This window comes from Rhodoferax sp., from assembly GCF_028714215.1.
GTDB lineage: Bacteria > Pseudomonadota > Gammaproteobacteria > Burkholderiales > Burkholderiaceae_C > Rhodoferax.
This window is the reverse complement of sequence record NZ_JAQTMS010000041.1, coordinates 20,579-47,498: the sequence shown is the minus strand read 5'-3', so window position 1 is coordinate 47,498 and position 26,920 is coordinate 20,579. Positions and strand designations below refer to the sequence as shown.

Sequence of the window (26,920 nt, the reverse complement as noted above, 5' to 3'; positions counted from 1 at the left end):
CCACGACAAGGACCAAAGTCTCCACCACAAGCGTCGCCACGGCTTGCCCCTTTGCAAATCAAGCACTTACGCGCAACCCAAGATCCAATTCCCGGGAAAGCAACGGCGAGTTGAGAAAGATGGGTTAAGGCAACTCAGCTGTGACCTGGATGTCGTGATTTCCAGGGAATACCCGCATGCATGACCGTATTCGCTTGCCTATACTGTTTGTATGCAAGCTTGTACACAATATAAATGCTTGCTTAACCCTGGAGACAAATGATGCCAAAGTTTTCCCGCTCCCTGTTCGGCCAAGTGGTGCTGGCGCTGATCGCCGGCGTCATCCTTGGGTTCATCTGGCCCGAGTTCGCGCTCAAACTCAAACCCCTTGGCGACGGCTTCATCAAGCTGATCAAGATGGTCATTCCGGTATTGGTGTTCTGCGTGGTGGTACACGGTATCGCCGGTGCCGGCGACTTGAAGCGTGTGGGGCGTGTCGGTGTCAAGGCGCTGGTCTATTTTGAGGTCGTCACGACCGTCGCGCTACTGCTCGGTCTGGCGCTGGCCTACTATTTTGAGCCCGGTGTCGGCATGAATGTCGATGCGAAAGCGCTTGATGCGAAGGCCATGAGTGCCTATGCCGACAATGCCGGCAAACTGACTGGCGGCGGCACGGTCGAATTCCTGATGAAATTGATCCCGACCACGGTGGTGAGTGCCTTCGTCACAGGCGATGTATTGCAGGTGTTGTTGTTCGCGGTGCTGTTCGGCTGCGCGCTGACGATGCTGGGCCAAGCGGGTGCTCCGGTGGCTGGCTTCATCGATACGCTGAGCCAGGTGCTGTTCAAGGTCATGGGCATCATCATCAAGCTGGCGCCACTGGGTGTGCTGGGCGCCATTGCCTTCACGGTCAGCAAGTACGGCATTGGTTCCCTGAAGCAGTTGGGGTTGCTGGTGGCGCTGTTTTTCGGTGGAGTCGCCATTTTCGTCTTTGTGATCCTTGGCTTCATCATGCGGATGGCTGGTTTTTCGATCTTCAAATTATTGAAGTACCTGCGCGAGGAGTTGATGGTGGTATTTGCCACCACCTCGTCCGACAGTGTGTTGCCGCAGATCATGGCCAAGCTCAGAAACATGGGTATTCGCGACTCGACTGTCGGCCTGGTGATTCCGACCGGGTATTCATTCAATCTGGATGCTTTTTCGCTCTACATCACTTTGGCTGCCGTGTTCATCGCCCAGGCCACCAACACGCCGGTCACGATGACCGACCTGCTGATCATCCTGGCGATCTCGCTCGTGACTTCCAAGGGGGCCCATGGTGTGCCCGGGTCGGCCATCGTGGTTCTGGCGGCCACCTTGCAAGCCATTCCGGCGATTCCTGCCGTTGGACTGGTTCTGGTTCTGTCGGTTGACTGGTTCATGGGCATTGCCCGGGCTCTGGGCAATTTGGTCGGGAATTGCGTCGCCACCGTGGTTGTCGCTGCCTGGGAAGGCGACATCGACCGCGAGCGTGCCCACGCGGTGCTGGACGGTCGCATGACTCCCTTGATCGACGGCGACACAGGCGTCAGCACGGCAGCGGCGGCCGTTCGGGCCTGAGTGGTACTTCGGCTAAAGTCGGTTCTGTATGGCCAATCAAAACGAGATCGCGCAGCAGGTTGTCGAGTCGATCCTCGCGCAAAAGCTTGCCCCGGGGGAGCGGCTCGGCGAGCAGCAACTCGCCGACCTGTTCGGCGTCAGTCGAACCCTGGTGCGGGAAGCGTTGATGCAATTGCAGGCGCGCGGCTTCATCGAGGTTCGGCCACGCAAAGGCTGGTATGTGGTTGAACCTTCGTTTCAAGAAGCGCGTCACGCTTTCGATGCTCGACGCGTCGTTGAGACCGGGATACTGCGCGACGCCGGCAAGCCCCTGCAATCGGTCATCCGGCAACTGCGCCAGCATGTGGCACAAGAGCGTGATGCGCTGACGGCGGTGGACACCGCCACACGCTCCTTCTTGCTGGCAGATTTCCATGTCTGCCTGGCCAAGTGCCTGGGCAATCCGTTGCTGACCGATGTCATACGTGACCTCACTGCGCGCACGACGCTGGTCGCGACGCTCTACCAGTCCACGCACGACGCACGTCAGTCGTGTGATGAACATGAAGCGATCGTCGGCGCCATGGCGGCGGGCGATCTGTCCGGGGCTGAAGCGCTGATGGCAACGCACCTGGGCAATGTCAACGCCGCGCTGGTCGAGTCCCTGGCGTCGTCTGACAATCCTGAAGAACGTTTGCGCACCTCGCTGGCGCCTTTGCGTTACGCCAAGCAACAGCGATCGCCTGAAAGCTGAACCATGCCACTGACCCTGGAGCAACTCAATGCGGCAAGCGCGCTCGAAGCGGCAGCATGGCTGGGCGGCTTGTACGAGCCTTCGCCGTGGGTCATCGAGGGCGCATTGGCGCGGCGCCCGTTCCTATCCCTGGCGCATCTCAAATATGTCATGGCCGACATCGTGCGCCATGCCGGGCGCGACCGGCAATTGGCACTGGTGCGTGCCCAGCCTGAACTCGCCGGCCAGGCCATGGTTGGCAACACGCAGACGCCAGAGTCTGGTCATGAACCGGACCAGGCGGGACTGACGCAATGCACAGCGGCCGAGTTGGCGAAGATCCAACGCCTGAATGCGGACTACAACGCCAAATTCGGCTTCCCCCTTGTTTTGGCGGCGCCTGGTCCGACCGGCCTCGGCTTGACCAGGTCGGAGATCATTGCCACATTCGAACGCCGCCTTGACAACCCCGCCGATTTTGAACTGCTCGAATGCCTGCGCAACATCGACCGTATCGCCGAGATCCGGCTCAATGACAAATTGGGCGTGACGCCCGAGCTCGGCAATCAGGTGTGGGACTGGGCGCAGCGGCTCGCGACCCACAGTGAAGCCGCTTACGCCGACCGCGGCGAACTGACGGTGACCTACCTGAGCGACGCGCACCGTGCGGTGGCGCAGCGACTGGCGCACTGGATGCGCGCTGACTGTGGTTTCGACGAAGTCGAAATCGACGCCGTGGGCAACGTGGTTGGCATCTACCACGGCAGCACGCGCGACGCAAAGCGCCTGCTGACCGGAAGCCACTACGACACGGTGCGTAACGGCGGCAAGTACGACGGTCGCCTCGGCATCCTGATGCCGATGGTGTGCGTGCGCGAATTGCATCGCCAGGGGCGGCGTCTACCCTACGGCATCGAGGTCGTCGGCTTCGCCGAGGAGGAGGGGCAGCGCTACCGGGCGGTATTTCTCGGCTCGGGCGCGCTGACAGGGCATTTCAACGCGGATTGGCTAGCCCAGCAGGACGCCGATGGCGTGACGATGCGCGAGGCCATGACGCGGGCCGGTCTGTGCGTCGACGACATCCCCAAGCTGCGGCGCGATGCCAGCAAGTACCTTGGCTTCGTTGAAACCCACATCGAGCAGGGACCTGTACTCAACGAGATCGACTTGCCACTGGGTATCGTGACCTCCATCAACGGCAGCGTGCGCTATATCGGCTCGATTATCGGCATGGCGAGCCACGCTGGCACGACCCCGATGGGCAGCCGACGCGACGCCGCGACCGCCGCGGCGGAGCTCACGCTGTATGCCGAACGGCGTGGCAGCAGTGTGCCGAATGTCGTCGCCACTGTCGGCATGCTTGAGGTACCGAGCGGCTCGATCAACGTCGTGCCCGGGCGCTGTAATTTCAGCCTCGACATTCGAGCGACCAGCGACGACTTGCGCGATAGCTGTGCCACCGATGTGTGTGCCGAACTTGTGCGCATCTGCGAACGGCGCGGTCTGCATTTCAAGCTCGAAGAGACGATGCGTGTCGCTGCCGCACCCAGCGCACCCGCCTGGCAGCGGCGCTGGGAGCAGGCCGTGCATGCGTTGGGGCTACCGATCCATCGCATGCCCAGTGGCGCCGGTCATGATGCCATGAAGTTGCATGAATTGATGCCGCAAGCCATGCTGTTCGTGCGCGGGCAAAACGCCGGCATCAGCCACAACCCGCTGGAGAGCGTCACCAACGACGACATGCAACTGGCGGCGGACGCACTCTCCAATCTGCTGCTGCAACTGGCAACCGAGTTGCAGCAAGCTTCGATCTCCCCTGCGCCGGACTGACGGCGCTGAATTTCAAAAACCACCACTCTACGCGCGCCACCTTGGAGGGCAGCCATCATGACCATTTACGAACAGCTTGACAGCTGGATAGACGCCCACTTTGACGAACAAGTGCGCTTTTTGCAGGCGCTGATCCGCGTCCCCACCGACACGCCGCCCGGCAACAACGCTCCGCATGCCGAGCGCGCCGCCGAGCTGTTGCAGGGGTTTGGACTGGACGCGGACAAATACCCGGTGCCCGAGGCCGAGGTGCGCGCCGCCGGCCTGCAGAGCATTACCAATCTGCTGGTGCGCCGCCGCTACGGTCCGGGCCCGACGATCCTGCTCAATGCCCATGGCGATGTGGTGCCGCCGGGCGAAGGCTGGAGCAAAAATCCTTATGGCGGCGAGATTGAGGACGGAAAGATTTACGGCCGTGCCGCCGCCGTCAGCAAGTGCGATTTTTCGACCTATGCGTTCGCCCTGCGGGCTCTCGAAGCGGTGGCCAGACCGAACACCGGCAGCATCGAGTTGCTCTTTACCTACGACGAGGAATTTGGCGGCATGGTCGGTCCGGCCTGGCTGCTGGCACATGGCATCATCAAGCCAGATCTGGTGATCGCCGCCGGCTTCAGCTACCAGATTGTCACCGCCCACAACGGCTGCCTGCAACTGGAGGTCACGGTGCATGGCCAGATGGCGCACGCCGCCATTCCCGACTCGGGCGTCGACGCCTTGCAGGCGGCGGTTCAGATACTCACTGCCCTGTACGCGCAAAACCCACTCTACAAGAAGCTGTGCTCCGCGGTGCCGGGCATTACGCACCCCTACCTGAATGTAGGATTGATCGAAGGCGGCACCAACACCAACGTGGTACCGGGCCGCGTCACTTTCAAACTCGACCGCCGCATGATCCCGGAAGAGGATCCGGTGCAAGTGGAGGCCAGCCTGCGCCAACTCATCGGCGCTGCCGCGGCCCCATGCGCCGGCATCACGGTCGATGTCAAGCGCATTTTGCTGGCCAAGGCCCTGCAACCGCTGGCCGGCAACCAGCCGCTGGTGGCCGCCCTTCAGAAGCACGGCAGCGCAGTGTTTGGCGAACCCATCCCCGCCATCGGCACGCCCTTGTACACCGACGTGCGCCTGTTCTGCGAGGCCGGCATTCCCGGCGTCATTTACGGTGCCGGGCCGCGCACGGTGCTGGAGTCGCATGCCAAGCGAGCCGATGAACGACTGGCTCTGGAAGACCTGCGTCGCGCCACCAAGGTGATCGCCCGCAGCTTGAAGGACCTGCTGGTCTAGACTCCCAATGCTTGCTTTATGGCGGGATTTCGCCGGCTCCGGTGAATTGGTAACATGCTGTCATCGCGGCCCGGAGACCTTTTGAGCCGCGCTGACGACGCCCTGTGAACGCTTGACGAACCACTCTTCAGGAGATGCTTGATGGCAGATTCGACAACCCATCCGGTGGATGAACGCCTGCCCGCCGGGCGTCTGGCAGCGCTGGGTTTGCAGCATGTCCTGGTGATGTACGCCGGGGCGGTGGCGGTGCCGCTGATCGTCGGTCGGGCGCTCAAACTCACACCCGAGCAGGTTGCCTATCTCATTTCGGCCGACCTCTTTTGCTGTGGCATCGCCACCTTGATCCAGTCGCTGGGGGCGACCCAATGGTTTGGCATCCGGATGCCGGTCATGATGGGCGTCTCCTTTGCCTCCGTGGCACCGATGGTGGCCATGGCCAACACCACAGGCGGCGCCCCGGGCGCACAAATCATCTTCGGCGCCATCATCGGGGCTGGCATCATCTCCATGCTGCTGGCGCCTGTGATGAGCCGGATGCTGCGCTTCTTTCCGCCGGTGGTGACCGGCACCATCATCGCCGTGATTGGCATCAGTCTGATGCGCATCGGCATCAACTGGATTTTCGGCAACCCCTTCGGCCCCACGGCGCCCAGCGTGGTCAATCCCGAGCACGCCAAATGGCTGGCGGAGGTCGGCGCCATGACCGGCAGCGTCCCCGCCGTGCCCAAGGGCCTGGCGCTGGTCGGTTCGGTGCCGAATCCGAAATACGCCGCGCTGGACGGTATCGGCGTGGCGGCCATCGTGTTGCTGTCGATTCTGTTGATCGCCAAATACGCCAGGGGGTTCATCAACAACATCTCGGTGCTGCTGGGCATCATTGTGGGCGGTATCGTGGCGGCCAGCGTCGGCATGATGAGCTTTGACAAGGTTGCCGGCGCCAAATGGCTGGACCTGATCCTGCCGTTCCAGTTCGGCGTGCCGGTCTTTGATCCGATCCTGATTTTGACCATGACCCTGGTCATGATCGTTGTGATGATTGAATCCACCGGCATGTTTTTGGCGCTGGGCGACATGACCGAGCGCCCCATCACGCCGCCGGATTTGACCCGCGGCTTGCGCGCCGATGGCTTGGGTACCTTGATTGGCGGCATCTTCAATACCTTTCCGTACACCAGCTTTTCACAGAACGTGGGCCTGGTGGGCGTCACCGGCGTCAAGAGCCGGTACGTCTGCGTCGCCGGCGGCCTGATCCTGATCGTGCTGGGCTTGATGCCCAAGATGGCGGCGCTGGTGGAGAGCCTGCCCACGGTGGTGCTGGGAGGTGCCGGCCTGGTGATGTTCGGCATGGTGGCCGCGACCGGCATTCGCATTCTGGCCGGCGTCGACTACCGGGGCAACCGCAACAACCTGTTCATCGTCGCGGTCTCGATCGGCTTCGGCATGATTCCGCTGATCGCGCCCAACTTCAAGCAGTGGCTGCCGCACACCATTCACCCCCTGATTGAATCGGGCATTCTGCTGGCATCGCTGACGGCGGTGGCCCTGAACCTGTTTTTCAATGGCGGCAGCGGCGATACCCAAGCCAGCATCGAAGCGGCCCGGCAGGCAGATGCGCATTGACTTGAGTTGGCTCAGAACTACGCACCGCTGGCGGGTTCACAATTCGGTAGTCTTTAGGTTTCAAGAACAACACTGGAGAAAATAATGAGTAAAGAACTGTCCCCGGCCGAGCATGCTCTGCGCGAAGCCGCCCGTGAGTACCATAAAACGCCGACACGCGGAAAAATTTCGGTCACTCCGACCAAGCCGCTGTCGAATCAGCGCGACTTGTCGCTGGCCTATTCACCCGGCGTGGCCTACCCCTGCCTGGACATCGAGGCCGACCCCTCGCTGGTCACCGAGTACACCTCGCGCGGCAATCTGGTGGGCGTCATCACCAATGGCACGGCGGTGCTGGGCCTGGGCGACATCGGCCCGCTGGCGTCGAAACCGGTGATGGAGGGCAAGGGCTGCCTGTTCAAGAAGTTTGCCGGCATCGACGTCTTCGACATCGAGCTGGCCGAGCGCGACCCCGACAAACTGGTGGAGATCATCGCCGCCATGGAACCCACCCTGGGCGGCATCAACCTGGAAGACATCAAGGCGCCGGAATGCTTCTACATCGAGAAGAAGCTGCGCGAGCGCATGAACATACCGCTGTTTCATGACGATCAGCACGGCACCGCCATCATCTCCAGCGCGGCCCTGCTGAACGGCCTGGAGCTGGTCGGCAAACAGATCGGAGAAGTCAAGCTGGCGGTCTCGGGCGCCGGCGCCGCGGCGCTGGCCTGCCTGGATGTGATGGTGGGCCTGGGGGTGAACCGCAAGAACATTTACGTCTGCGACTCTAAAGGCCTGGTCTATGAAGGCCGACCCGGCGGCTTCGATGAATCGAAAGCCCGTTTCGCCCAGAAAACCGAATTGCGCACGCTGGCCGACGTCATCGACGGGGCCGACGTCTTCCTCGGCTGCTCCACCGCCGGTGTGCTGACGCAGGCGATGGTCAAGACCATGGCGAAACAGCCTATCATCCTGGCGCTGGCCAACCCGGAGCCCGAAATCCGGCCGGAACTGGCCAAAGCCGTGCGGCCCGACTGCATCATCGCCACAGGACGCTCGGACTATCCGAACCAGGTCAACAACGTCCTGTGTTTCCCCTACATTTTCCGCGGCGCGCTGGACTGCGGCGCGACCAAGATCACGGAGGCCATGAAACTGGCTTGCGTACGCCAGATTGCCGATCTGGCAAAGGCCGACATCAGTGAGGAAGTGGCCACCGCCTACGCCGGCCAGGAACTGGTGTTTGGCTCCGAGTACCTGATCCCGACACCTTTTGATTCGCGCCTGATTCTGCGCATTGCACCGGCTGTGGCCAAGGCGGCGGAAGAGTCCGGCGTCGCCACGCGCCCGATCAAGGACATGGACGCTTACCGCGAACAGTTGTCCCGCTTTGTCTACCAGACCGGCATGTTCATGCGCCCGGTATTCGCCTCCGCCAAAGCGGTATCCGATGCTGGCAAACGCGTCGCCTACGCCGAAGGCGAGGACGAGCGGGTGCTGCGCGCAGCCCAACTGGCGGTGGACGAAGGCCTGGCGCGGCCGATCCTGATCGGCCGCCCGGCGGTGATCGAAGCCCGCTTGCTGAAAGCCGGTCTGCGCATCCGGCTGGGCAAGGATGTGTCCTGCGTCAACCCCGAGGACGATCCGCGTTTTCGCCAGTACTGGGAGACCTATCACCGTCTGATGGGCCGGCGTGGCGTGTCGATCGAGGCGGCCAAGGCGGCGGTGCGCCGCTCCACCACCACCATCGGCTCCTTGATGGTCAAGCTGGGCGACGCCGATGCCATGCTGTGCGGCATGCACGGCCGTTTCGACGTGCACCTGGACCATGTTCGCGATGTCATAGGCACGCGCAAAGGGGCTTCCGGCTTTGCCACCCTGAACGCCTTGATGATGGAAAAGCGCACGCTGTTCATCGCCGACACCTTCGTCAACGAAGACCCGGATGCCGAGCAACTGGCCAGCATCGCCATGATGGCGGCTGAGGAAGTCAGGCGTTTTGGCCTGCCACCCAAAGTGGCCTTTCTTTCGCACTCCATGTACGGGTCTTCCAGCCGCAAGTCGGCGGTCAAAATGCGCCAGGCCTACGAGTTGTTTTCCCAACTGGCACCGGATGTCGAATGCGATGGCGAATTGCACGGCGATGCCGCCATGTCGGAAGACATGCGCCATGCCGCCTTGATGGACAGCAAGCTCAAGGGCGAGGCCAACCTCCTGATTTGCCCGAATCTGGATGCCGCCAACATCTTGTTCAATGTGCTCAAGATGACCGGCGGTCACGGTGTCACGGTGGGTCCTATCCTGCTCGGCACGGCGGCCTCGGTGCACGTGCTGACGCCCTCCGCGACGGTGCGGCGCATCGTCAACATGACCGCACTGGCGGTCGCCAACGCCCATCACGGCGCCGGCAGCAACTAGGACTTTGGCGCGCGGCGGATTTCGCGCAGCATGAAAAGGTAGAGCCCTTCCACCTTGTCGCGCGCCCAAGGTGTCTTGCGCAGGAATTTCAGGCTGGACGCCACGCTCGGGTCGCTGGTAAAACAGCGCAGCGGGATGCGCTCTCCCAGTCCTGCCCAGCCATAGTGCGCCACCAAGGCCGTGACAATGGCCTCCAGGGTCAGGCCGTGCAGCGGATTGCGCGGTTGTGCGGGGTGCGGGGATGGAACTTGCATGGCGCCATTTTGGCACCCGGCACAGGGACGCGCTGCCAGCCAGCTAGAATACGCGCCTCGGAAGCGTGGCAGAGTGGTCGATTGCACCGGTCTTGAAAACCGGCGACGGGAAACCGTCCGTGAGTTCGAATCTCACCGCTTCCGCCAGCGCGTATGGTCCAGACGAATGGCTGAGCATCTTGGACTCTTCCTGCGCCACCCGCCGCGGCAGACCTGCGAGGATGTGTCCCGGGCGCTTGAAAGTTCCTGACGCCCGACATGGCGGCGCCACAGCAAATATCTTTTTTATAAGATATTTTGACATTATCTTCTATAGAAGATATACTGGCAATATATTACATAGCAGATAATTTGTCGTATGGACTATCTTCTTTCGTTTCCGGGGCAGTTGTCCCAACATTTGCGCTCCTTGCGCAAGGCTCGCGGGCTGAGTCAGACCCAACTGGCCGAACGGCTGGGGGTCACCCAGTCCCGGATTGCCTCCCTGGAAAAAAACGCCTCTTCGGTGAGCCTTGATCATCTGCACAAAGTGCTGGGTGCGCTTGGCGTGGACCTGGTCCTGCGGGAAACAGCGGTGGTCGAATCCGGGTTGGCCCAGCCGGGCACCTCCAAGGAGCCCGCGCAGAACAAGGGCGCCCACAGAGGAGCGTGGTGATGAAGGGGCTGGGCGTCTGGATGAACGGGGAGCACGTTGGCACCTGGTCGGTAGGCCGCACGGGCAACCACAGGTTTGAATATGAGCCGTCCTGGCCAAGTCATCCGCGTAGCCGGCCGCTGTCGCTGTCGCTGCCGTTTACCGCCAACAACCAACTCGAAGGCGCCGTAGTCAAAAACTATTTTGACAATCTGCTGCCCGACAACGAAAGCATCCGAAAGCGCATCAGCGCGCGCTACAAAACCCGCGGCATCGACACCTTCACCCTGCTTCAGGCCATCGGACGAGACTGCGTGGGCGCCGTGCAGCTTCTGCCTGTCGGGCAAAAACCAGGAGACGTGCAACGCTTGGATTACGAAAAGCTCAAGGATGAGCAGGTCGAGTTGTTGCTCTCCGGGCTGGGCCTGGAGGCAGGCACAGGCGCCCAGGACGACGATGAGGGTTTCAGGATTTCGATTGCCGGGGCACAGGAAAAAACCGCACTGCTGCGCATTGGTAAAACTTGGTGCAAGCCCAAAGGCGCAACCCCTACCACCCACATTCTGAAGCCTTCAATCGGACTCACGCCAGGGCGCAATCTGGACCTGAGACTGTCAGTGGAGAACGAATGGCTGTGCAACCAAATACTTGGTCAACTCAATCTGCCGGTTGCACACTGCCATCCGGCAATATTTGGCCATCGAAAAGCCCTGGTGGTGGAACGCTTTGACCGCCAGTGGCAAGACGGTGGGAAATGGATCGTGCGCATTCCCCAGGAAGATCTGTGCCAAGCCCAGGGTAAATCCAGCGACGAAAAGTACGAGTCAAAAGGCGGACCCGGAATCAAGGATTGCCTGAGTGTGCTCAAGGGCAGCGAGGCGTTTGAATCAGATGGCAAACATTTTCTGTGTGCGCAGCTGGCCTTTTGGCTGCTGGCGGCCATCGATGGACACGCCAAGAACTTTTCCATCTTTTTACTCCCGGGCGGGCGCTACCGGATGACGCCGCTGTACGACGTTTTATCGGCATGGCCGCTGATTGGAACAGGCCCGTACCACCTGCAATACAAGAAGACCAAGCTGGCCATGGCGGTACGCTCCCGGGCCGCGCACTACCGCCTCTCGGAAATCTCAAGGAGGCACTGGGAGGAATTGGCCAAAAAGAGTGGCGTTCCCCAGGTATGGGACGCCCTGACGGGAATGATCGACGCAGTGGAGCCGGCGCTGCAAACCGTGGAGAGTCGACTTCCACCGGGGTTTCCAGCGAAACTGGCCGATGCGGTGTTTGCTGGAACAAGAAAGCATCTGGAGCGCTTTCGCGGTGCGGGCTAAGGTCATTCCGACGCCTTGCTACCCCACAATTTGCTTCGCCCGGGTCCGCAATTCGGACTTCTGTATCTTCCCGGTCGAGGTTTTCGGGATAGCTTCGAAGCGGATGTCGCGCGGCACCTTGTAGCCGGCCAGCAGACTCTTGCAGTGCGCTGTCAGTTCGGCCGCGCTGACCTCGGCCGCCGGCTTGAGTTCGACGTAGGCCAGCGGCGTTTCGCCCCATCTGGCATCCGGCTTGGCCACCACGGCGCAAGTCATGACAGCCGGATGGCGGTACAGCGCGTCCTCCACTTCCAGCGAACTGATGTTCTCGCCACCCGAGATGATGATGTCCTTGCTGCGGTCCTTGATCTTGACGTAGCGGTCCGGGTCCATGATGGCCAGGTCCCCGGTATGGAACCAGCCGCCCTGAAACGCCTGCTCGGTGCCAGCCGGGTTCTTCAGGTAGCCCTTCATCACGATGTTGCCGCGGAACATGATTTCGCCCATGCTCTGGCCGTCCGCTGGAATCTCTCGCAGGCTCTCGGGGTCCAGCACCGTCATGCCTTCCTGCAAGACGTAGCGCACGCCCTGGCGGGCGTTGAGCCGGGTCTGCTCGGCCAGCGTTTCATGCGCCCACTGGTCGCGCTTGACGGCCACCGAGGCCGGGCCGTAGACCTCTGTCAGACCATAGACATGGGTGATGTCGAAACCGATCTGCGCCATGCCCTCGATCATGGACGCCGGCGGCGCGGCGCCCGCCACCATGCCGCGAACCTTTTGCCGGATGCCGGCGCGCTGTGCCGCCGGCGCCGCGATCAACAGGTTGTGAACAATGGGCGCGGCGCAGTAGTGGTCGACCCCGTGCCGGCTCATCGCTTCCAGAATCGATGCGGCGTCAACCCGGCGCAGACAGACATGGGTGCCGCCCAGCAAGGCGATGGTCCACGGGAAGCACCAGCCATTGCAGTGGAACATGGGCAGTGTCCACAGGTAGGTGGGGAAATGCGGCATGGTCCAGGTGGCGGCGTTGCAAACCGCATTGAGGTAGGCGCCCCGGTGGTGCGTCACCACGCCCTTGGGGTCGCCGGTGGTGCCCGAGGTGTAGCTGACGGCGATGGCATCCCACTCGTCGGACGGCCCCGGCAATGCCGGCAGGGGCGGATGCGCAGCCAGCCACGCTTCGTACTCGAAACTGCCCAGACGCTCGCCGGCACCGCTGTACTCGCTGTCACAGACATCGATGACCAGAACTTCACGACCATGCTCCACCTTCAGGATGCGCAAGGCCTCCATCATGGTGGGTGCGAATTCGCGGTCGGTGATCAGCACCTGCGCTTCGCAATGGTTCATCTGCCAGGCCAGCAAAGCGGCATCGAGCCGCGTGTTGAGGGTGTTGAGCACCGCATTGAGCGCCGGCACGGCGTAGTGCGCCTCGACCATTTCCGGCGTGTTGGACAACATCACGCTGACGCTGCTGCCGCGCCCTACCCCATGCGCTCGCAGCGCCGCCGCCAGACGCGCCGAGCGCTCCCGCGTCTGGGCCCAGTTGTAGCGGCGCTGGCCGTGCAGCACGGCCGGCAGATCGCCAAAAATCTCGGCACTGCGCTCGACAAAACTGACCGGCGACAATGCCACGAAATTGGCGGCGTTTTTATCCAGGTGCTGATCAAAGATGCTGCTCATGCTGAATTTCCTATCCAAGTGCCTGGTCGATGTCCCACAGTATGTCGTCTATGTGCTCGATGCCAACCGACATGCGCACCATGTCGGGCAACACGCCGGCGGCGATTTGCTGTTGGGCGTCGAGCTGCCGGTGGGTGGTCGATGCCGGATGAATGATCAGGGTACGGGTATCGCCGATATTGGCCACATGGCTGAGGAATTGGGCCCGTTCGATAAAGCGCACGCCGGCCTGCATGCCGCCCTTGACGCCAAAGGCCAGCAAGCCCGAGGCACCGGGCGCGCCGTCGACCTGGCGCATCTGTTTTTCGACCAGCGCGTACTGCGGGTGCTCCGGCAAGCCGGGGTAGTTGACCCAACCGATGCGCGCATCGTTCTTCAGGAACTCGGCCACCTTGCGTGCGTTGCCGCAATGCCGCTCCATGCGCACATGCAAGGTCTCGGTGCCTTGCAGGATCTGCCAGGCGCTCATGGGTGACAAGGCAGCGCCATAGACCCGCAAGGTCTCCATGCGGGCCCGCATGGTGAACCCGAAATCGCCAAAGGTTTCATAGAACTTGACGCCGTGGTAGCCCTTGGACGGCTCCGTCATGCCCGGGAACTTGCCGTTGTCCCAGGGAAATTTGCCGCCCTCGACCATGACCCCGGCCAGCGTGGTGCCGTGGCCGCCCAGGTATTTGGTGGCCGAGTGCACCACGATGTCGGCGCCCAGGCGCAGCGGATTGCACAGGAACGGCGACGGTACCGTGTTGTCGATCAGCAGCGGCACGCCGTGGGCATGGGCCACCTCGGCCACTGCGGCAATGTCCAGCACCACCAGACTCGGGTTGCCCAGGCTCTCGGCAAAAACGGCCCGGGTGTTGGGCTGCATGGCCGCCGCAAAGGCTTGCGGGTCGGTGGCGTCGACAAAAGTCACCTCGATACCGAAGCGCGCCAGGTTGACGGCCAGCATGGAGACGCTGCCGCCGTACAAGGCACCGGCCGCCACCACATGGTCGCCCTGCTGCAGGATGGTCATCAAGGCCATCGCCTCGGCCGCCATGCCGCTGGCGGAGGCCAGCGCGGCGCGGCCGCCTTCAAGTGCCGCCACCCGCTCTTCCAGTGCCGCCACCGTCGGATTGGACAGGCGCGAGTAGACGTTGCCGAAAGTCTGCAGGTTGAACAGGCTGGCGGCGTGCTCGGCACTGTCAAAAACAAAGCTGGTGGTCTGGTAGATCGGCAAGGCGCGGGCGCCGGTGGCGGCATCCGGAATCTGCCCGGCGTGGATGGCCAGCGTCTCAGCGTGGAATTGATGTTCAGCCATGGTGTCCCCTACAGCGGCCGTTTGGCGGAAATGATCTTGGTGTCAACGCCGACCAGGTTCAACCCGCCGAACAGGCGTGCGTATTCGATCTTGACGCAGCGGTCCATCACCGAGTCCAGCCCCGCCTGGCGCGCCAGTTGGTCCGCCTCCTGGTTGGTGACACCGATTTGTTGCCACAAGCATTTGGCGCCGATCTGAACTGCTTGTTCTGCAATCGGCAGCACGTCCTCGCTGCGCCGGAAGACGTCGACGATGTCGACCGGCTGCTCGATTTCCAGCAAACTGGCGTAGCAGCGTTCACCCAGTATTTCGGTGCCCGACGCGGCATAGCGCGGGTTCACCGGAAATACCCGGTAGCCATGCTCCTGCATGTATTTGGCGGCAAAATAACTGGGCCGGTGCCATTCAGCCGACAGCCCGACCACGGCAATGCTGTGGCCTTGTTTGAGAATTTTTCGAAGTTGCTCGACGCTGTTCATGAAAGACCCCGGTCAGTGCCACGTTTGTGGTCAATCAATGGAGTGGGCCAGGCAAGCCCCGGCTTTGAAAGCCAGGACAAAATAGCCCTCACCTTCTCCGACCTAAACTCGGGAAATTTTAAGGCACCTTCTTTCATGACATCAGGACCGTTGGCCATGTTCACCCCGCGTCACTTCCGGACGTTTGTGCTGCTGCTCCTTGGCGCTTTGTCTTTGCCGGCTGGCGCAGTGGAATTGCCGCGGCAGCGGGTCACGCCCGGCGGCGTGGCGAGAATCGGGCTCGGTGCCTCGGCGCAAGCGCCGCAAGCCACCTTCAATGGCTCTGCGGTGCTGGTGGTGCAGGAGGGCGCGCAGTGGACCGCGGTGGTGGGCATTCCCCTGGCCTCACCGCCCGGCATCGCATCCCTCAACGTCAGGAAGGATGCTGCGCCGGACACTGCGGTGCCGTTCCAGATCAAGCCTTTTCGCTATCCGGAGCAACGCTTGAAGGTGGCGCCCGGTCATGTCGATCTGTCGGCCGAAGATGTGGCGCGCTATGAACGCGAACGAACCCACCTCCAGCAAGTGATGGCGACTTTCAGCGACGCCCAACCGACCTCATTGCAGTTGCACCAGCCGACAGTCGGCCGGCGCTCCAGTTCGTTTGGATTGCGGCGGGTTTTCAACGGCCAGGCACGCAGCCCGCACAGCGGCATGGACATTGCCGCGCCGCAAGGTGCGCCGGTGCTGGCGGCCGCGCCAGGCATCGTGATCGATACCGGGAACTACTTCTTCAATGGCAACACCGTTTGGCTGGACCATGGGTCCGGCTTCCTGACCATGTACTGTCACCTGTCGGCTATCCAGGTCAAGCCCGGCGATCGGGTCGATGCCGGATCCAGCCTCGGCCAAGTGGGCGCCACGGGCCGCGCAACGGGACCGCACCTGCACTGGTCGGTCAGCCTGAACCGCGCCATGGTCGACCCCATCCTATTCCTCAGGGCTTCCTGATCCGTGTGATCTTGGTGCCTTCGATGCTGAGGCTGGCCATCAGCCCTTGCTGGTCGAAGATGAAGGCATAGGCATCGTCCTTGAGCGTCAGGGTCGATACATTTTTTGCCACCCCTTCACTCATGACAACCACGGTGGGTCCGACACCCACTTCCCAACCCTTAGCTTCGTCCAGGTACTTCAAAGCCTTGTCATTCATCAGGAAGACGACGTAGCCGTAAGTCTCGGCACCGGCCTGCCAGCCCCACGAGGCGGAAACAGAATTGAAGTAGCCGTCGAACCGCGAGCCCCGGGTCAACACGCCTTCGCCATAGCTGCCACCAAACACCAGCCCCGCCTTGATGATCTTTGGAAACACCAGCACGGCTTTTGCCTCTCTGGAGAATCTTTCCGCGCCGGGATGAGTTTTGTACAGCGTCTGGAGCGCCTGTGCGGCGTCCCTTTGCAGGTCCTCGGCGGTTGCGGCAAAGGCTTGACTGCCGCTGCCGGCGATCGCGAACGCCGCCGCCGTGGCCAGCAAAATCTTGACCAGATTGCGTCGTGTATTCATATTGTTCATGTTGAACTCCATAGGTTGGTCTTTTCAGTGCTTGAGGTCACGCATTTGATTAGAAGACGGCTACGGAATCCGGTCTGTGCGAAACCGCACATTGGCCTCACCCAAATGAGCGCAGTTGGGCCATGGCACCCAGCCGCGCGGTGATGGCGAAGAACTCGGCCACGGTGTCGTCAATGATTTGCTGCGCCGACTTGATCGAGTCGATCAGACCCACTGTTTGGCCGGCCAGCGCAGGGGCGGCTTCCATGTCGCCGTCAAAGTAGACACCCAGAATGCCCTTCAATGCGTCGGCCGACATCACTCCCTGTTCATGGATGGCCCGCGTACGTTGGGATTTGAGCGCACGGATGCAGGGCGTGGCTTTCTTGTTCAGCATCCAGGTACCGGTCTCCCCAGCGTCGACGATGGCATTCTTGTAATTGAGGTGCACCGGGCTTTCGGCGCAGCAGACAAAGCGGGTGCCCATCTGAACGCCCTCGGCCCCCAGCGCAAACGCCGCCGCCATGCCCCGGCCATCGCAAATGCCGCCCGCCGCAATCAGCGGCACATCGGTGCAGGCTCGAATCGCCTGCAACAACACCAGCGTGGAGACCTCCTCTGGGTTCTTGAAACCGCCGCCTTCCGCGCCCTCCACCACCAGCCCGTCAATGCCCGCATCCACGCATTTGAGGGCCGCGTCGACGGTGGGCACGGCATGGTAGACGATGATGCCGGCGTCCTTCAGCGGCGCGATGAACTTGGCCGGACTGCCGGCGGAAGTGGTGACGAACTTGACGCCGGATGAACAGACGAAGCGCAGCATTTGATCGTCACGCAGGAAGCGAATCGGCAGGTTCACGCCAAAAGGCAAGCCCAGGGCCCGCATCTTGCCAATCTCGGCCTGGCAAGTTTCGGTTTCGCCGGACGAGGTTTCGATAATGCCCAGCCCGCCAGCGCGTGACACTGCAGCGGCCAACGGGGTGCGCGCAATCCATCCCATGGGGGCTTGAATGATGGGGTACCTGGCGCCGGTGTGGGCAGTAACACGGTTCATGGAGATTCCAAAGAAGTCAAAGAGCAGGCCACATGATATGGGTTTGCGGCGGTGCCTGGCCAGGCTCACGAGGACTGCCAGCGCTTCGGGGAGGTATAGTCCCGCTGACTCAGTGCCTTGCCCCGTGATGGGAGCGAGCGCCTGGACCGGTGGGTGAAACCTGATCTATCAATGCATGGACAAAATCCGAATCGACAAGTGGTTGTGGGCCGCACGGTTTTTCAAGACGCGCTCCCTGGCGAGCGATGCGGTCAACCATGGACAGGTGCAAATGGACCAGCGCGATGTCAAGGCATCCAGGGAAATCCGGGTCGGCGACCTGATTACCGTCATGCAGGCCAAGATACCCCGGACCGTGATCGTGAAAGACCTGAGCGAACAGCGCGGGCCGGCCCCGCTGGCGCAACAACTGTACGAAGAAACGCCTGACAGCCTGGACAACAGAGCCCGGGTGCTGGAGCGCAATCGCCTGAGCCCGGAGCCGGCCCTGACCCTGGCCCATGGCCGGCCGACCAAACGGGATCGCCGGGATTTGCAAAAAAGCTGGAACACTGAATAGCGGGTACGGCGATTTGAACCCTGGCAACCCTTCTCGACCAGCCTCTTTCCCTCGCGTTCTTCCGGCGCCATGAGGTGGCAGTGCACCCATGAAGGCTTGTCGGCGACAATTAAGGGCTTTAACTACTCCAAGGTCCCTTGAATGAAATCGATGAAATCTGGAATTCTCGCCCTCGGCGCAGTGTCTTTGCTGACCTTGGCCGCCTGCAACACCGATCTGAGTCCAAAGCCCGCGGCGTCAGCCCCGAATGACACCACTGTGGCCACCGTCAACGGTACGGCAATCGGCAAGACCCGTATCGACATGCTGATCAAGCAGGGTGCGGCTTCCGGCAAGCCGGACAGCCCGGAAACCCGAGCCGCCATCATCGACCAACTGGCCATGCAAATGGTGATTGCCGAGGCAGCGGTCAAGAAGGGGCTGGACAAATCGCCCGAGGTGACGGAGCGGCTGGAAATGGTCAGGCAATCGGTTCTGGCCAATGCCTACGTGCAGGACTACATCAAAACCAACCCCGTCAGCGACGACGCCGTGAAAGCCGAATACGAGCGCATCAAGGCCACCATTACCGGCAGCGAGTACAAGGCACGCCATATCCTGGTCGATAAAGAAGCCGACGCCAAGGACATCATCGCCAAGCTCAAAAAAGATGCCGGCGCCTTCGCCAAGCTGGCCATGGAAAAGTCCAAAGACACCGGCTCCAAAGCGGCCGGCGGCGATCTGGGCTGGTTTGATTTGAGCCGCATGGTGCCCGAATTCGGCGCCGCCGTGAGCAAACTGGAAAAAGGCAAGTTCACCCTGGAACCGGTGAAATCCCAGTTTGGCTACCACGTCATCCTGCTGGAAGATTCCAAGCCGATCGAAGCGCCGCCCTTGGAACAGGTCAAATCCAACCTGTCCCAGCAATTGCAGCAGCAGAACCTGAAGAAGCAACTCGACGACCTGAAGGCCAAAGCCAAGATCGAGATCGTCGCAGCGGCAGCGCCAGCACCGGCGGCAGCAGCGTCATCCGCTACATCCGCCGCATCGGCCGCCAAATAAGGCGGCACGTCAGTCCGTGGGCGTAGGGGATGGTGGGACATGTAGGACTTGAACCTACGACCAAAGGATTATGAGTCCTCTGCTCTAACCAACTGAGCTAATGTCCCGACCGAAGCTGGGATTGTAAGGGCCTACTTGTGATGGCTCAGCGCGTTGCTGACCAATTTGGAGGTGATGTCCACAATCTGGATCATGCGGTCGTAGGCCATGCGGGTCGGACCGATGACGCCCAGGGTACCGACCACTTGGCCATCGACTTCGTAGGGCGCGCTGACGATGGACAGGTCTTCAAAAGGCACCACCTGGCTCTCGCCGCCAATGAAGATCCGTACCCCCTCGGCCTGGCCGGCAATGTCGAGCAGGCGCATCAGCTGGGCTTTTTGCTCGAACAGTTCGAAGGCCCGCCGCAGGTGTCCCATGTCGTTCGAAAAATCGGTGACGGCCAGCAGATTGCGCTCACCTGAAATAACCACTTCGTCCTGCGTCTCCGAGATGGCATCGGAACTTACCGCCACCGCCGCCTGCATCAGGCTGGCAATTTCAGAACGCAAAGTCTCGACCTCGCGCTGCAGGCGCTCGCGCACCTGTTCGATCGCCAGCCCGACATAATTGCTGTTCAGGTAATTGGCCGCTTCGACCAGCTGGGTCTGCGAATAATCCAGCTCGGTGAAAATCACCCGGTTTTGCACGTCGCCCTCGGGCGACACGATGATCACCAGCAGACGCCGCTCCGAGAGCCGCAGGAATTCGATGTGGCGAAAAACGGAAGAGCGGCGCGGCGCAATCACAACCCCGACAAACTGGGACAGGCTGGAGAGCAGGTTGGCCGCATTGGATATCACTTTTTGCGGCTGGTCGGGCGCCAGGCTGTGCGCCGCCAACTGCCCCCGCTGCACCGTCAGCATGGTGTCGACAAACAGGCGGTAGCCGCGCGCCGTCGGGATGCGTCCGGCCGAGGTATGCGGGCTGACAATCAAGCCCAGATCTTCCAGATCGGACATGACGTTGCGGATGGTGGCGGGCGACAGGTCCAGCCCGGAAGCTTTCGAGAGGGTACGCGAACCCACCGGTTGCCCTTCGGCAATGTAGCGCTCAACCAGCGCTTTCAATAACAACTTGGCACGGTCATCCAGCATCAGGTCATTTTAGTGATGTAATTTGAGAATGAAATCTAAATTCCCGCTCGTCGCATTGATCGGCAAGTACCAGACCGTCGCATCGGAGGCGTCGGGCGCGTCTTCGCGCGGCGCGCTGGAGGACATTGCCCAATTTTTGCAGGCCCAGGGTTGCGCGGTGGTTTTCGAGCACGACACGGCGCACAACATGGGAATTTCGGCTTATCCGGCACTGGGTGTCCAGGCCATTGGAGAGCAATGCGATCTGGGGCTGGTAGTGGGCGGCGACGGCACCATGCTGGGCATTGGCCGTCAACTGGCCCATTTTGGCGTGCCGCTGATCGGCATCAACCAGGGACGGCTGGGCTTCATCACCGACATCCCGCTGGGCAGTTACAAGTCGGTGCTGGCGCCCATGCTGCGCGGCGAGTTTGAGGAAGACCATCGCAGCCTGATCAATGCCAAAGTCATGCGCGAGGGCCACAGCGTATTCAACGCCCTGGCCATGAACGATGTGGTGGTGAACCGGGGCGCCACCTCGGGCATGGTTGAACTGCGGGTCGAGGTGGACGGGCATTTTGTGGCGAATCAGCGCGCCGATGGCCTGATCATTGCCACGCCCACCGGTTCCACCGCTTACTCGCTGTCGGCCGGCGGGCCTTTGTTGCACCCTTCCATTCCGGGTTGGGTGCTGGTGCCGATCGCGCCGCATACCTTGTCGAATCGGCCCATCGTGCTGGCCAATGCCACCGAGATTGCGATTGAAATAGTGGCCGGGCGGGATGCCAGCGCCAGTTTCGACATGCAATCGCTGGCCTCGCTGCTGCACGGCGACCGCATCGTGGTGACGCGCTCCAAACACCACGTCCGCTTTCTGCACCCCAAGGGCTGGTCCTACTTTGATACGTTGCGGCAAAAATTGCACTGGAACGAAGGAGTAGCCTGATCGTGAGTTTGCGACGCATCGTCTTGCGCAATTTCGTCATCGTGAGCGAGCTCGATCTGGAGCTGGCCGGCGGTTTCACGGTGCTCACGGGCGAGACCGGTGCCGGCAAGTCGATCCTGATCGACGCCCTGCAACTGGTCACCGGCGGCCGCGCCGATGTCGGCGCGATCCGCGAAGGCACCGACCGTACCGATGTCAGCGCCGAGTTTGACGCCGACGATGGCTTGGCCGGCTGGCTGGAAGCGGCCGGTTTCGAGGTCGGCGAGACGCTTTTATTGCGCCGCACGCTGGACCTGCAGGGCAAGAGCCGCGGCTGGATCAACGGCAGCCCGGCCACCGCCACGCAGTTGCGCGAGCTTGGCGAGCAACTGCTCGATATTCATGGCCAGCACGCCTGGCAGAGCTTGACCCGGGCCGACGCCGTCAGAGGCCTGCTGGACGCCTACGCCGGCATCTCGACCGCCAGCCTGGCCGGCCTTTGGCAACAGTGGCGGCAAGCGCAAGGCGATCTGGCGCAAGCGCAGGCAGCGCAAGCCTCCTTGCAGACCGAGCGCGAGCGCCTGGCGTGGCAGATCAGTGAAGTGGAGAAATTGGCACCGCTGCCCGACGAGTGGGACGCCCTGAGCACCGAGCATGGCCGCCTGTCCCATGCCCAAGCCTTGCTGGAAGCCGCCCAAAGCGCGCTTGCCGGTTTGGATGACGAGGACAACAGTGCCCGCAACGCGCTTCTGGGCGCTTGCCAGTTGCTACAACAACAAGAGCACCTTGAGCCCTATTTCAAAGAGCTGACAGAGGTTTTGTCTTCCAGTCTGGCGCAGGTGGAGGACACCGTCCACGGGCTGCGCAGCTATTTGCGCAAAACCGAGCCGGACCCCCAGCGCCTGCTTGAACTCGATGCGCGCATGGCCTTGTGGCTGTCGCTGGCGCGGCGCTACAAACGCACGCCGGCCGAGTTGCCCGATCTGCTGGCGGCCTGGAAACAGGAACTGAGGAAACTCGATGCCGCAACCGATCTGGCCGGCCTGGAGGCGACCCAGACGGCGGCGCAGCAAGCCTATCTGCGGGAAGCCAAAACGCTGTCCCGCGCCCGCGCCAAGGTGGCCCCGCAACTGGCCAAGGCCATTGCCCAGGCGATGCAAGGTCTTGGCATGCAGGGCGGCCAATTCGAGGTGGCGCTGCAAGCCTCGGCGCAGCCCATGCAGCACGGCCTTGAAGACGTCAGTTTTCTGGTGGCGGGGCATGCCGGCAGCACCCCCAGGCCGGTCAACAAGGTGGCTTCCGGCGGCGAACTGTCCCGTTTGGCGCTGGCCATTGCCGTTACCACCAGCCAGTTAGGCACCGCGCAGACGCTGATTTTCGACGAGATCGACGCCGGCGTGGGCGGCGCCGTGGCGCAGACGGTAGGGCGCCTGATGAAACAGCTGGGGATCGACCGGCAGGTGCTGGCGGTGACCCACTTGCCCCAGGTGGCGGCCAGTGCCGACCAGCATCTGGTCGTCACAAAAATGACACAGAAACAGACTACATTGAGTTCGGTCGACGAGGTCCGGGGTGAGCAGCGGGTGGCTGAAGTGGCCCGCATGCTGGGCGGTGAGCGCCTTTCGGACACGACCCTGGCGCACGCCAGGGAAATGTTGCAACTGCAATAATTTATTTGATGAAATCCGAAACTCCCAATTTACAGGTCGTGCTGATCACCGGCATGTCGGGCTCCGGCAAGTCGGTGGCGCTGCATGCCCTGGAGGACACCGGTTTCTTCTGTGTTGACAATCTGCCGCCCGAATTGCTGGTACCCTTTGTGGCGCTGGAACGGCAGCAGAACGCCAGCCGGGTGGCGATTGCCATGGATGCGCGCAACGCCAGTTCGCTGCCCTTGCTGCCGGCGCAGCTCTCGGTCCTGAGAGACCAGGGGATCATGGTCAAGTCGCTGTTTCTGGATGCCGGAACCGGAACGCTGGTGCGACGCTATTCCGAAAGCCGGCGCAAACACCCGCTGTCACACGCGGTCTCCGATCCCGACTCGGGCGACATGCGGCGGGCGCTGGTGGATGCCATTGAATTGGAACGCGAGCTACTGACCGACCTGCGCGACCAGGCTCACGTCATTGACACCAGCATCATCCGTCCATCGCAATTGCAGAGCTACGTGAAGTCGCTGATTTCAGTGCCCAACGAGCAGTTGACGCTGGTGTTCGAGTCCTTTGCCTTCAAGCGCGGTGTTCCCAACGATGCCGATTACGTGTTCGATGTACGCATGCTGCCCAACCCGCACTATGAGCCCGAGCTGCGTCACTTGACGGGCCAGGACGCGGCGGTGGCCGCTTTCCTGAAGGAGCAGCCGGACGTGGCCCAGATGCTTGAACAGATCCAGAAGTTTTTGCATCACTGGCTTGACGCGCTGGCACGCGACCATCGCAGTTACGTCACGGTGGCCATCGGTTGCACCGGCGGACAACACCGCTCCGTTTACCTGGTGGAACAGCTGGTGAAGCTGTTTGAAGGCCAGTGGATCACGCTGAAGCGGCACCGGGAAATGGAAGCTATCTGATCGAGGCCAGCAGTTTTCTGACCGGTGCCGGCAAGCCCAGGCTGGGCCACTCCTGCGCCGCCACCCAAGCCCCTTGCGAAGACGGCATCGCCGAGCGCGGCAATTGCACCTGGACCGGGTGCAGATACAGATCCTTGTGGGTCAGTACATGGGTAAAAGCCGGCACCTCATGCAGTGCCCCTCGGTAGCGCTTTGGCACTGCCGCCGCCAGCGCATCGAGCCCGTCGAACAAGGGCAAACAGTAAAGCCCGCCCCAGACGCCGGGCGTCGGGCGTTTGCTCAGCCAGACAGCATCCTGCGCGGTACGGGCCCACAGCAACCAAAGCGATTGCGCACTGCGCTTGACTTTGCGCGTCTTTACCGGGTAGCGCTCGGGCTCCCCTTGGCGCCGGGCCTGACAGGACTTTGCCACTGGGCAGACCCCGCAACGGGGGTTTCTGGCAGTGCAAACAGTGGCGCCCAAATCCATCACACCCTGCGTATAGCGCGGCATGGCCTGCTGCAAATCATGCGTCGGCAATAACTGCGATGCCAGGTCCCAGAGTTGGCGCTCATTGGCGGCAATCGACAAATCGGCCTCAAAGCCCAGTGCCCGGGTCAACAGTCGCCTGACATTGCCGTCCAGCATGGCGCTGCGTTCACCGAAGCACAGAGCGGCAATGGCCCCCGCCGTGGAACGGCCAATCCCCGGCAAGGTTTGCAGCAATTGGGCGGTCTGGGGGAAATGGCCGGCGTGCAAAACCACCACCCTGGTGGCGCATGAATGAAGGTTGCGGGCCCGGGAGTAGTAGCCCAGACCGCTCCACAAACCCAGCACCTGGTCCAGCGGCGCCGCGGCCAACGACGCCACGGTGGGGAAAGCTTTTAAAAAACGCGGAAAATAGTCCAGAACGGTCGCCACCTGCGTCTGCTGCAGCATGATTTCAGACAGCCAGACCCGGTACGGGTCCCGGGTCCGCTGCCACGGCAAATCGTTGCGTCCCGAAACCTTCTGCCAGTTCACCACTTGCGTGGCCCAGTCGATCGCCATGGCCCGTCAAGCCAGAACAGCGGTGGGCGCCGGCTCGGGAGCAAGCCGCTCCGTCGCAGTCACAAGATAGTCGGTCAAGGCCATCAACCGGGCCTCCAGCTTCTGCAAGGCGTCCATCCTGACCGCAATTTCGGCCAACTGGTCTGTCAGTGCGCTGACGGCTTGCTGGATGCGGTCAATCGCCTCCAGGCGGCGGCCAAAGTTCCGCTGCCGCTCACGCAACTGGACATCAAGTTGCGCGGCGGCGGATTTGCTCCACAGTTCAATATCGGCCAGCACCGCTTCATGGATGGTGCGCAGGCGGGTAGAGAGTGCGCGCACCAGTCGGTCTGAAAACTCGGGCTGCGCCAACCGGAAGAGATTGCCGATACCCAGGTAGCGCAGATGGTTGCGTTCCACCAGATCCAGATCGCGCAAATAGCTGTCCAGCGACGGGTCCGGCGGAGCCTGCAAGGAAAACCCGTGCTCGGCATTCAATTGCCGAAAGGTCGCCGCCAGCATGACCTGGATTTCGGCGGCGCTGGCCTGAACCTTGCGCAAGCCCTGGCGCAGTTGCTCAAAGGTCTCGCCGTAGGCTCGCTTCACACCCAGCTTCAATCCCTCATGCCGCAACACCTTGGTCAGTTGCGTCATTTCCTTCTTCAGCACGGCCGGACTCAACAGTCTGAATATTTCACGCAGCAACTTCAGATGCACCGAGCGCAGCGCATGGATCTTGGCGCCACTCAGATCAAACTCGATCTGCTCCTGGGCAATCCTGGCACGCATGCTCCTGATCACGGGTGCGTTCTTTCCCTGCAGACCCTTGAGTTCCATCATCTGCTCGGTCAGGTCACGGCGGCGAATATTGATGACCCGGCCGCTCTCCTTGCGCAAATCCGAAATCCCGCTGAATACCGCGGCACTGAGTATTTTTTGCCGCTGACGCACGATGCCCCGGCTCAAGGACTCTTCGAGCAAGCTCAGACAACTGTTCTCCAGCAAGGTCTGGTCTTGCGTCACCTTGGCCAGCAAACCCTTTTGCGCCGAGACCGGCACAACCTGGCTGCGGGGGACGCCCAGAATCTGGGCCGTAGCCGCGCACTGGCGCTCTAGTTGCTCCGCCACCTGGGCGGCAGAACTCAGAGCATCCCACAAGGTGTCAATCTTGTTGAGCACCACCAGCCTGGCACTGTTCTCATCCGGATCGGTGACCAGGTGCTCGCGCCAGATCGAGAGATCCGATTTGGTGACGCCGGTATCGGCCGCCACCACAAAAACAACGGCCTGCGCCTGTGGAATCAGACTGACGGTGAGTTCCGGCTCGGGGCCGATGGCATTGAGCCCCGGCGTGTCCAAAATGACCAGTCCCTGCTTCAACAGGGGGTGCGCGATATTGATCAGCGCATGACGCCACTTGGGTATTTCCACCAGGCCCTGTGCGTCCAGCGGCGGGTTGTCATGCGGCACCTCGATTTGCCAGAAGCCAAGCGTTCTGGCCTCGTCGGGCGTCACACGCAAGGTTTCGGCCACTTTTTCCAGCGTCAGCGCCAACTGCTTCGGGTCGCTCTCATCGAGATCGATGCGCGTCCATTGCTCCGGCACCTTGCGCCATTCCATCAGCGACTGGGCTTGCCGGCGTGTTTCTATCGGCAACAAACGCAAACAAGAGGGCACATCCGGGTCATACGCCATCTCGGTGGGACACATGGTGGTCCGTCCGGCACTGGCGGGCATGATGCGGCGACCATAGCCGGCAAAGAAAATGGCGTTGATCAGTTCTGATTTTCCGCGCGAGAACTCGCCGACAAAGGCCACCATCACCTTGTCGGCGCGGACCCTGGCTTCCAGACGCTGCAAACGCTCCAGCAGAGCGGCATCCAGCAGTTCATGGTCTTTCATCCACTCGGCCAGCAACTTCAGGCGAAGAGCAAACTCACGCCGCCACGTGACCTGCCGATCGAACTGTTCGCCAAATGATGTTGCCAAGTTTTCTCCCCTGAATATTTTCAATATAGCACTGCGCGACTGCGCAACGC

General features: G+C 61.8%; 23 protein-coding genes and 2 tRNA genes. 15 read left to right on the top strand and 10 right to left on the bottom strand.

Going from position 1 to position 26,920, the window contains the following annotated elements:
• Positions 1–261 precede the first annotated feature (261 nt).
• From PHS32_RS17240 to PHS32_RS17215, 6 genes are all read left to right on the top strand, one after another.
• The gene (locus tag PHS32_RS17240) at positions 262–1,581 is read left to right on the top strand and encodes a C4-dicarboxylate transporter DctA (RefSeq protein ID WP_301080301.1); all 1,320 of its coding nucleotides are present in this window, start codon (positions 262–264) and stop codon (positions 1,579–1,581) included.
• 28 nt (positions 1,582–1,609) lie between these two features.
• Positions 1,610–2,314, top strand: a complete 705-nt coding sequence (locus PHS32_RS17235) for a GntR family transcriptional regulator (RefSeq protein ID WP_301080300.1) — start codon at positions 1,610–1,612, stop codon at positions 2,312–2,314.
• A gap of 3 nt (positions 2,315–2,317) precedes the next feature.
• Entirely contained in the window at positions 2,318–4,123 is a 1,806-nt protein-coding gene (uraD, locus tag PHS32_RS17230; protein ID WP_301080299.1) for a 2-oxo-4-hydroxy-4-carboxy-5-ureidoimidazoline decarboxylase, read from the top strand.
• 57 nt (positions 4,124–4,180) lie between these two features.
• Positions 4,181–5,404, top strand: coding sequence for a M20/M25/M40 family metallo-hydrolase (locus tag PHS32_RS17225; protein WP_301080298.1), 1,224 nt, complete (start codon positions 4,181–4,183; stop codon positions 5,402–5,404).
• A gap of 141 nt (positions 5,405–5,545) precedes the next feature.
• Entirely contained in the window at positions 5,546–7,024 is a 1,479-nt protein-coding gene (locus tag PHS32_RS17220; RefSeq protein WP_301080297.1) for a nucleobase:cation symporter-2 family protein, read from the top strand.
• A gap of 84 nt (positions 7,025–7,108) precedes the next feature.
• Positions 7,109–9,421 (top strand): NADP-dependent malic enzyme, encoded by a 2,313-nt coding sequence (locus tag PHS32_RS17215; RefSeq protein ID WP_301080296.1) that lies wholly within the window; start codon positions 7,109–7,111, stop codon positions 9,419–9,421.
• On the opposite strand, the gene PHS32_RS17210 is transcribed toward PHS32_RS17215, so the two are convergent.
• Entirely contained in the window at positions 9,418–9,675 is a 258-nt protein-coding gene (locus PHS32_RS17210) for a VF530 family protein (protein WP_301080294.1), read from the bottom strand. The two genes, PHS32_RS17215 and PHS32_RS17210, sit on opposite strands and share 4 nt — an antisense overlap.
• A 59-nt stretch (positions 9,676–9,734) precedes the next feature.
• On the opposite strand from PHS32_RS17210, the gene PHS32_RS17205 reads away from it, so the two are divergent.
• The 3 genes from PHS32_RS17205 (at position 9,735) to PHS32_RS17195 (ending at position 11,640) form a co-directional block, all read left to right on the top strand.
• Positions 9,735–9,822 (top strand) — tRNA-Ser (locus PHS32_RS17205).
• 211 nt (positions 9,823–10,033) lie between these two features.
• Positions 10,034–10,330, top strand: a complete 297-nt coding sequence (locus tag PHS32_RS17200) for a helix-turn-helix transcriptional regulator (RefSeq protein ID WP_301080292.1) — start codon at positions 10,034–10,036, stop codon at positions 10,328–10,330.
• Entirely contained in the window at positions 10,330–11,640 is a 1,311-nt protein-coding gene (locus PHS32_RS17195; protein WP_301080291.1) for a type II toxin-antitoxin system HipA family toxin, read from the top strand. Before PHS32_RS17200 ends, PHS32_RS17195 begins: the two co-directional genes overlap by 1 nt.
• An 18-nt stretch (positions 11,641–11,658) precedes the next feature.
• Here PHS32_RS17195 and PHS32_RS17190 read toward each other — a convergent pair whose 3' ends face one another.
• The 3 genes from PHS32_RS17190 to PHS32_RS17180 are packed head-to-tail and all read right to left on the bottom strand — an operon-like array spanning position 11,659 to position 15,081.
• Positions 11,659–13,302: an acyl-CoA synthetase gene (locus PHS32_RS17190; protein ID WP_301080290.1), complete on the bottom strand. Its 1,644-nt coding sequence runs from the start codon at positions 13,300–13,302 to the stop codon at positions 11,659–11,661.
• Positions 13,303–13,312: 10 nt separating this feature from the next.
• Positions 13,313–14,602, bottom strand: coding sequence for an O-acetylhomoserine aminocarboxypropyltransferase/cysteine synthase family protein (locus tag PHS32_RS17185; RefSeq protein ID WP_301080289.1), 1,290 nt, complete (start codon positions 14,600–14,602; stop codon positions 13,313–13,315).
• A gap of 8 nt (positions 14,603–14,610) precedes the next feature.
• Positions 14,611–15,081, bottom strand: coding sequence for a CoA-binding protein (locus tag PHS32_RS17180; RefSeq protein WP_301080288.1), 471 nt, complete (start codon positions 15,079–15,081; stop codon positions 14,611–14,613).
• A gap of 156 nt (positions 15,082–15,237) precedes the next feature.
• Between PHS32_RS17180 and PHS32_RS17175 the strand changes: the two genes are divergently transcribed.
• Positions 15,238–16,071: a M23 family metallopeptidase gene (locus PHS32_RS17175; RefSeq protein ID WP_301080286.1), complete on the top strand. Its 834-nt coding sequence runs from the start codon at positions 15,238–15,240 to the stop codon at positions 16,069–16,071.
• Here PHS32_RS17175 and PHS32_RS17170 read toward each other — a convergent pair.
• Both PHS32_RS17170 and PHS32_RS17165 read right to left on the bottom strand, forming a co-directional pair.
• Positions 16,058–16,642, bottom strand: coding sequence for a lipid-binding SYLF domain-containing protein (locus PHS32_RS17170; protein ID WP_301080285.1), 585 nt, complete (start codon positions 16,640–16,642; stop codon positions 16,058–16,060). The genes PHS32_RS17175 and PHS32_RS17170 overlap by 14 nt on opposite strands.
• An 85-nt stretch (positions 16,643–16,727) precedes the next feature.
• Positions 16,728–17,663 (bottom strand): nitronate monooxygenase, encoded by a 936-nt coding sequence (locus PHS32_RS17165; protein WP_301080284.1) that lies wholly within the window; start codon positions 17,661–17,663, stop codon positions 16,728–16,730.
• A gap of 175 nt (positions 17,664–17,838) precedes the next feature.
• On the opposite strand from PHS32_RS17165, the gene PHS32_RS17160 reads away from it, so the two are divergent.
• A complete protein-coding gene (locus tag PHS32_RS17160; RefSeq protein ID WP_301080283.1) occupies positions 17,839–18,222 on the top strand; it encodes a S4 domain-containing protein in 384 nt (127 codons plus the stop codon).
• 150 nt (positions 18,223–18,372) lie between these two features.
• Positions 18,373–19,263: a peptidylprolyl isomerase gene (locus PHS32_RS17155; RefSeq protein WP_301080282.1), complete on the top strand. Its 891-nt coding sequence runs from the start codon at positions 18,373–18,375 to the stop codon at positions 19,261–19,263.
• 30 nt (positions 19,264–19,293) lie between these two features.
• Here PHS32_RS17155 and PHS32_RS17150 read toward each other — a convergent pair.
• Both PHS32_RS17150 and hrcA read right to left on the bottom strand, forming a co-directional pair.
• A tRNA-Ile gene (locus PHS32_RS17150) sits at positions 19,294–19,370 on the bottom strand.
• A gap of 24 nt (positions 19,371–19,394) precedes the next feature.
• The gene (gene hrcA / locus PHS32_RS17145) at positions 19,395–20,399 is read right to left on the bottom strand and encodes a heat-inducible transcriptional repressor HrcA (RefSeq protein ID WP_301080281.1); all 1,005 of its coding nucleotides are present in this window, start codon (positions 20,397–20,399) and stop codon (positions 19,395–19,397) included.
• A gap of 28 nt (positions 20,400–20,427) precedes the next feature.
• On the opposite strand from hrcA, the gene PHS32_RS17140 reads away from it, so the two are divergent.
• The 3 genes from PHS32_RS17140 to rapZ are packed head-to-tail and all read left to right on the top strand — an operon-like array spanning position 20,428 to position 23,872.
• Positions 20,428–21,324: an NAD kinase gene (locus PHS32_RS17140; RefSeq protein ID WP_301080280.1), complete on the top strand. Its 897-nt coding sequence runs from the start codon at positions 20,428–20,430 to the stop codon at positions 21,322–21,324.
• A 2-nt stretch (positions 21,325–21,326) separates the two neighbouring features.
• Complete coding sequence (recN, locus tag PHS32_RS17135) at positions 21,327–22,973, top strand: DNA repair protein RecN (RefSeq protein WP_301080279.1); 1,647 nt, start codon at positions 21,327–21,329, stop codon at positions 22,971–22,973.
• Between the two features lie 8 nt (positions 22,974–22,981).
• Complete coding sequence (gene rapZ, locus PHS32_RS17130; RefSeq protein WP_301080278.1) at positions 22,982–23,872, top strand: RNase adapter RapZ; 891 nt, start codon at positions 22,982–22,984, stop codon at positions 23,870–23,872.
• Here the strand turns inward: rapZ and mutY are convergent.
• Together mutY and PHS32_RS17120 are read right to left on the bottom strand one after the other, a co-directional pair.
• The gene (gene mutY, locus PHS32_RS17125; protein WP_301080277.1) at positions 23,865–24,902 is read right to left on the bottom strand and encodes an A/G-specific adenine glycosylase; all 1,038 of its coding nucleotides are present in this window, start codon (positions 24,900–24,902) and stop codon (positions 23,865–23,867) included. The genes rapZ and mutY overlap by 8 nt on opposite strands.
• Before the next feature lie 6 nt (positions 24,903–24,908).
• Entirely contained in the window at positions 24,909–26,870 is a 1,962-nt protein-coding gene (locus PHS32_RS17120) for a dynamin family protein (RefSeq protein WP_301080276.1), read from the bottom strand.
• Positions 26,871–26,920 lie beyond the last annotated feature (50 nt).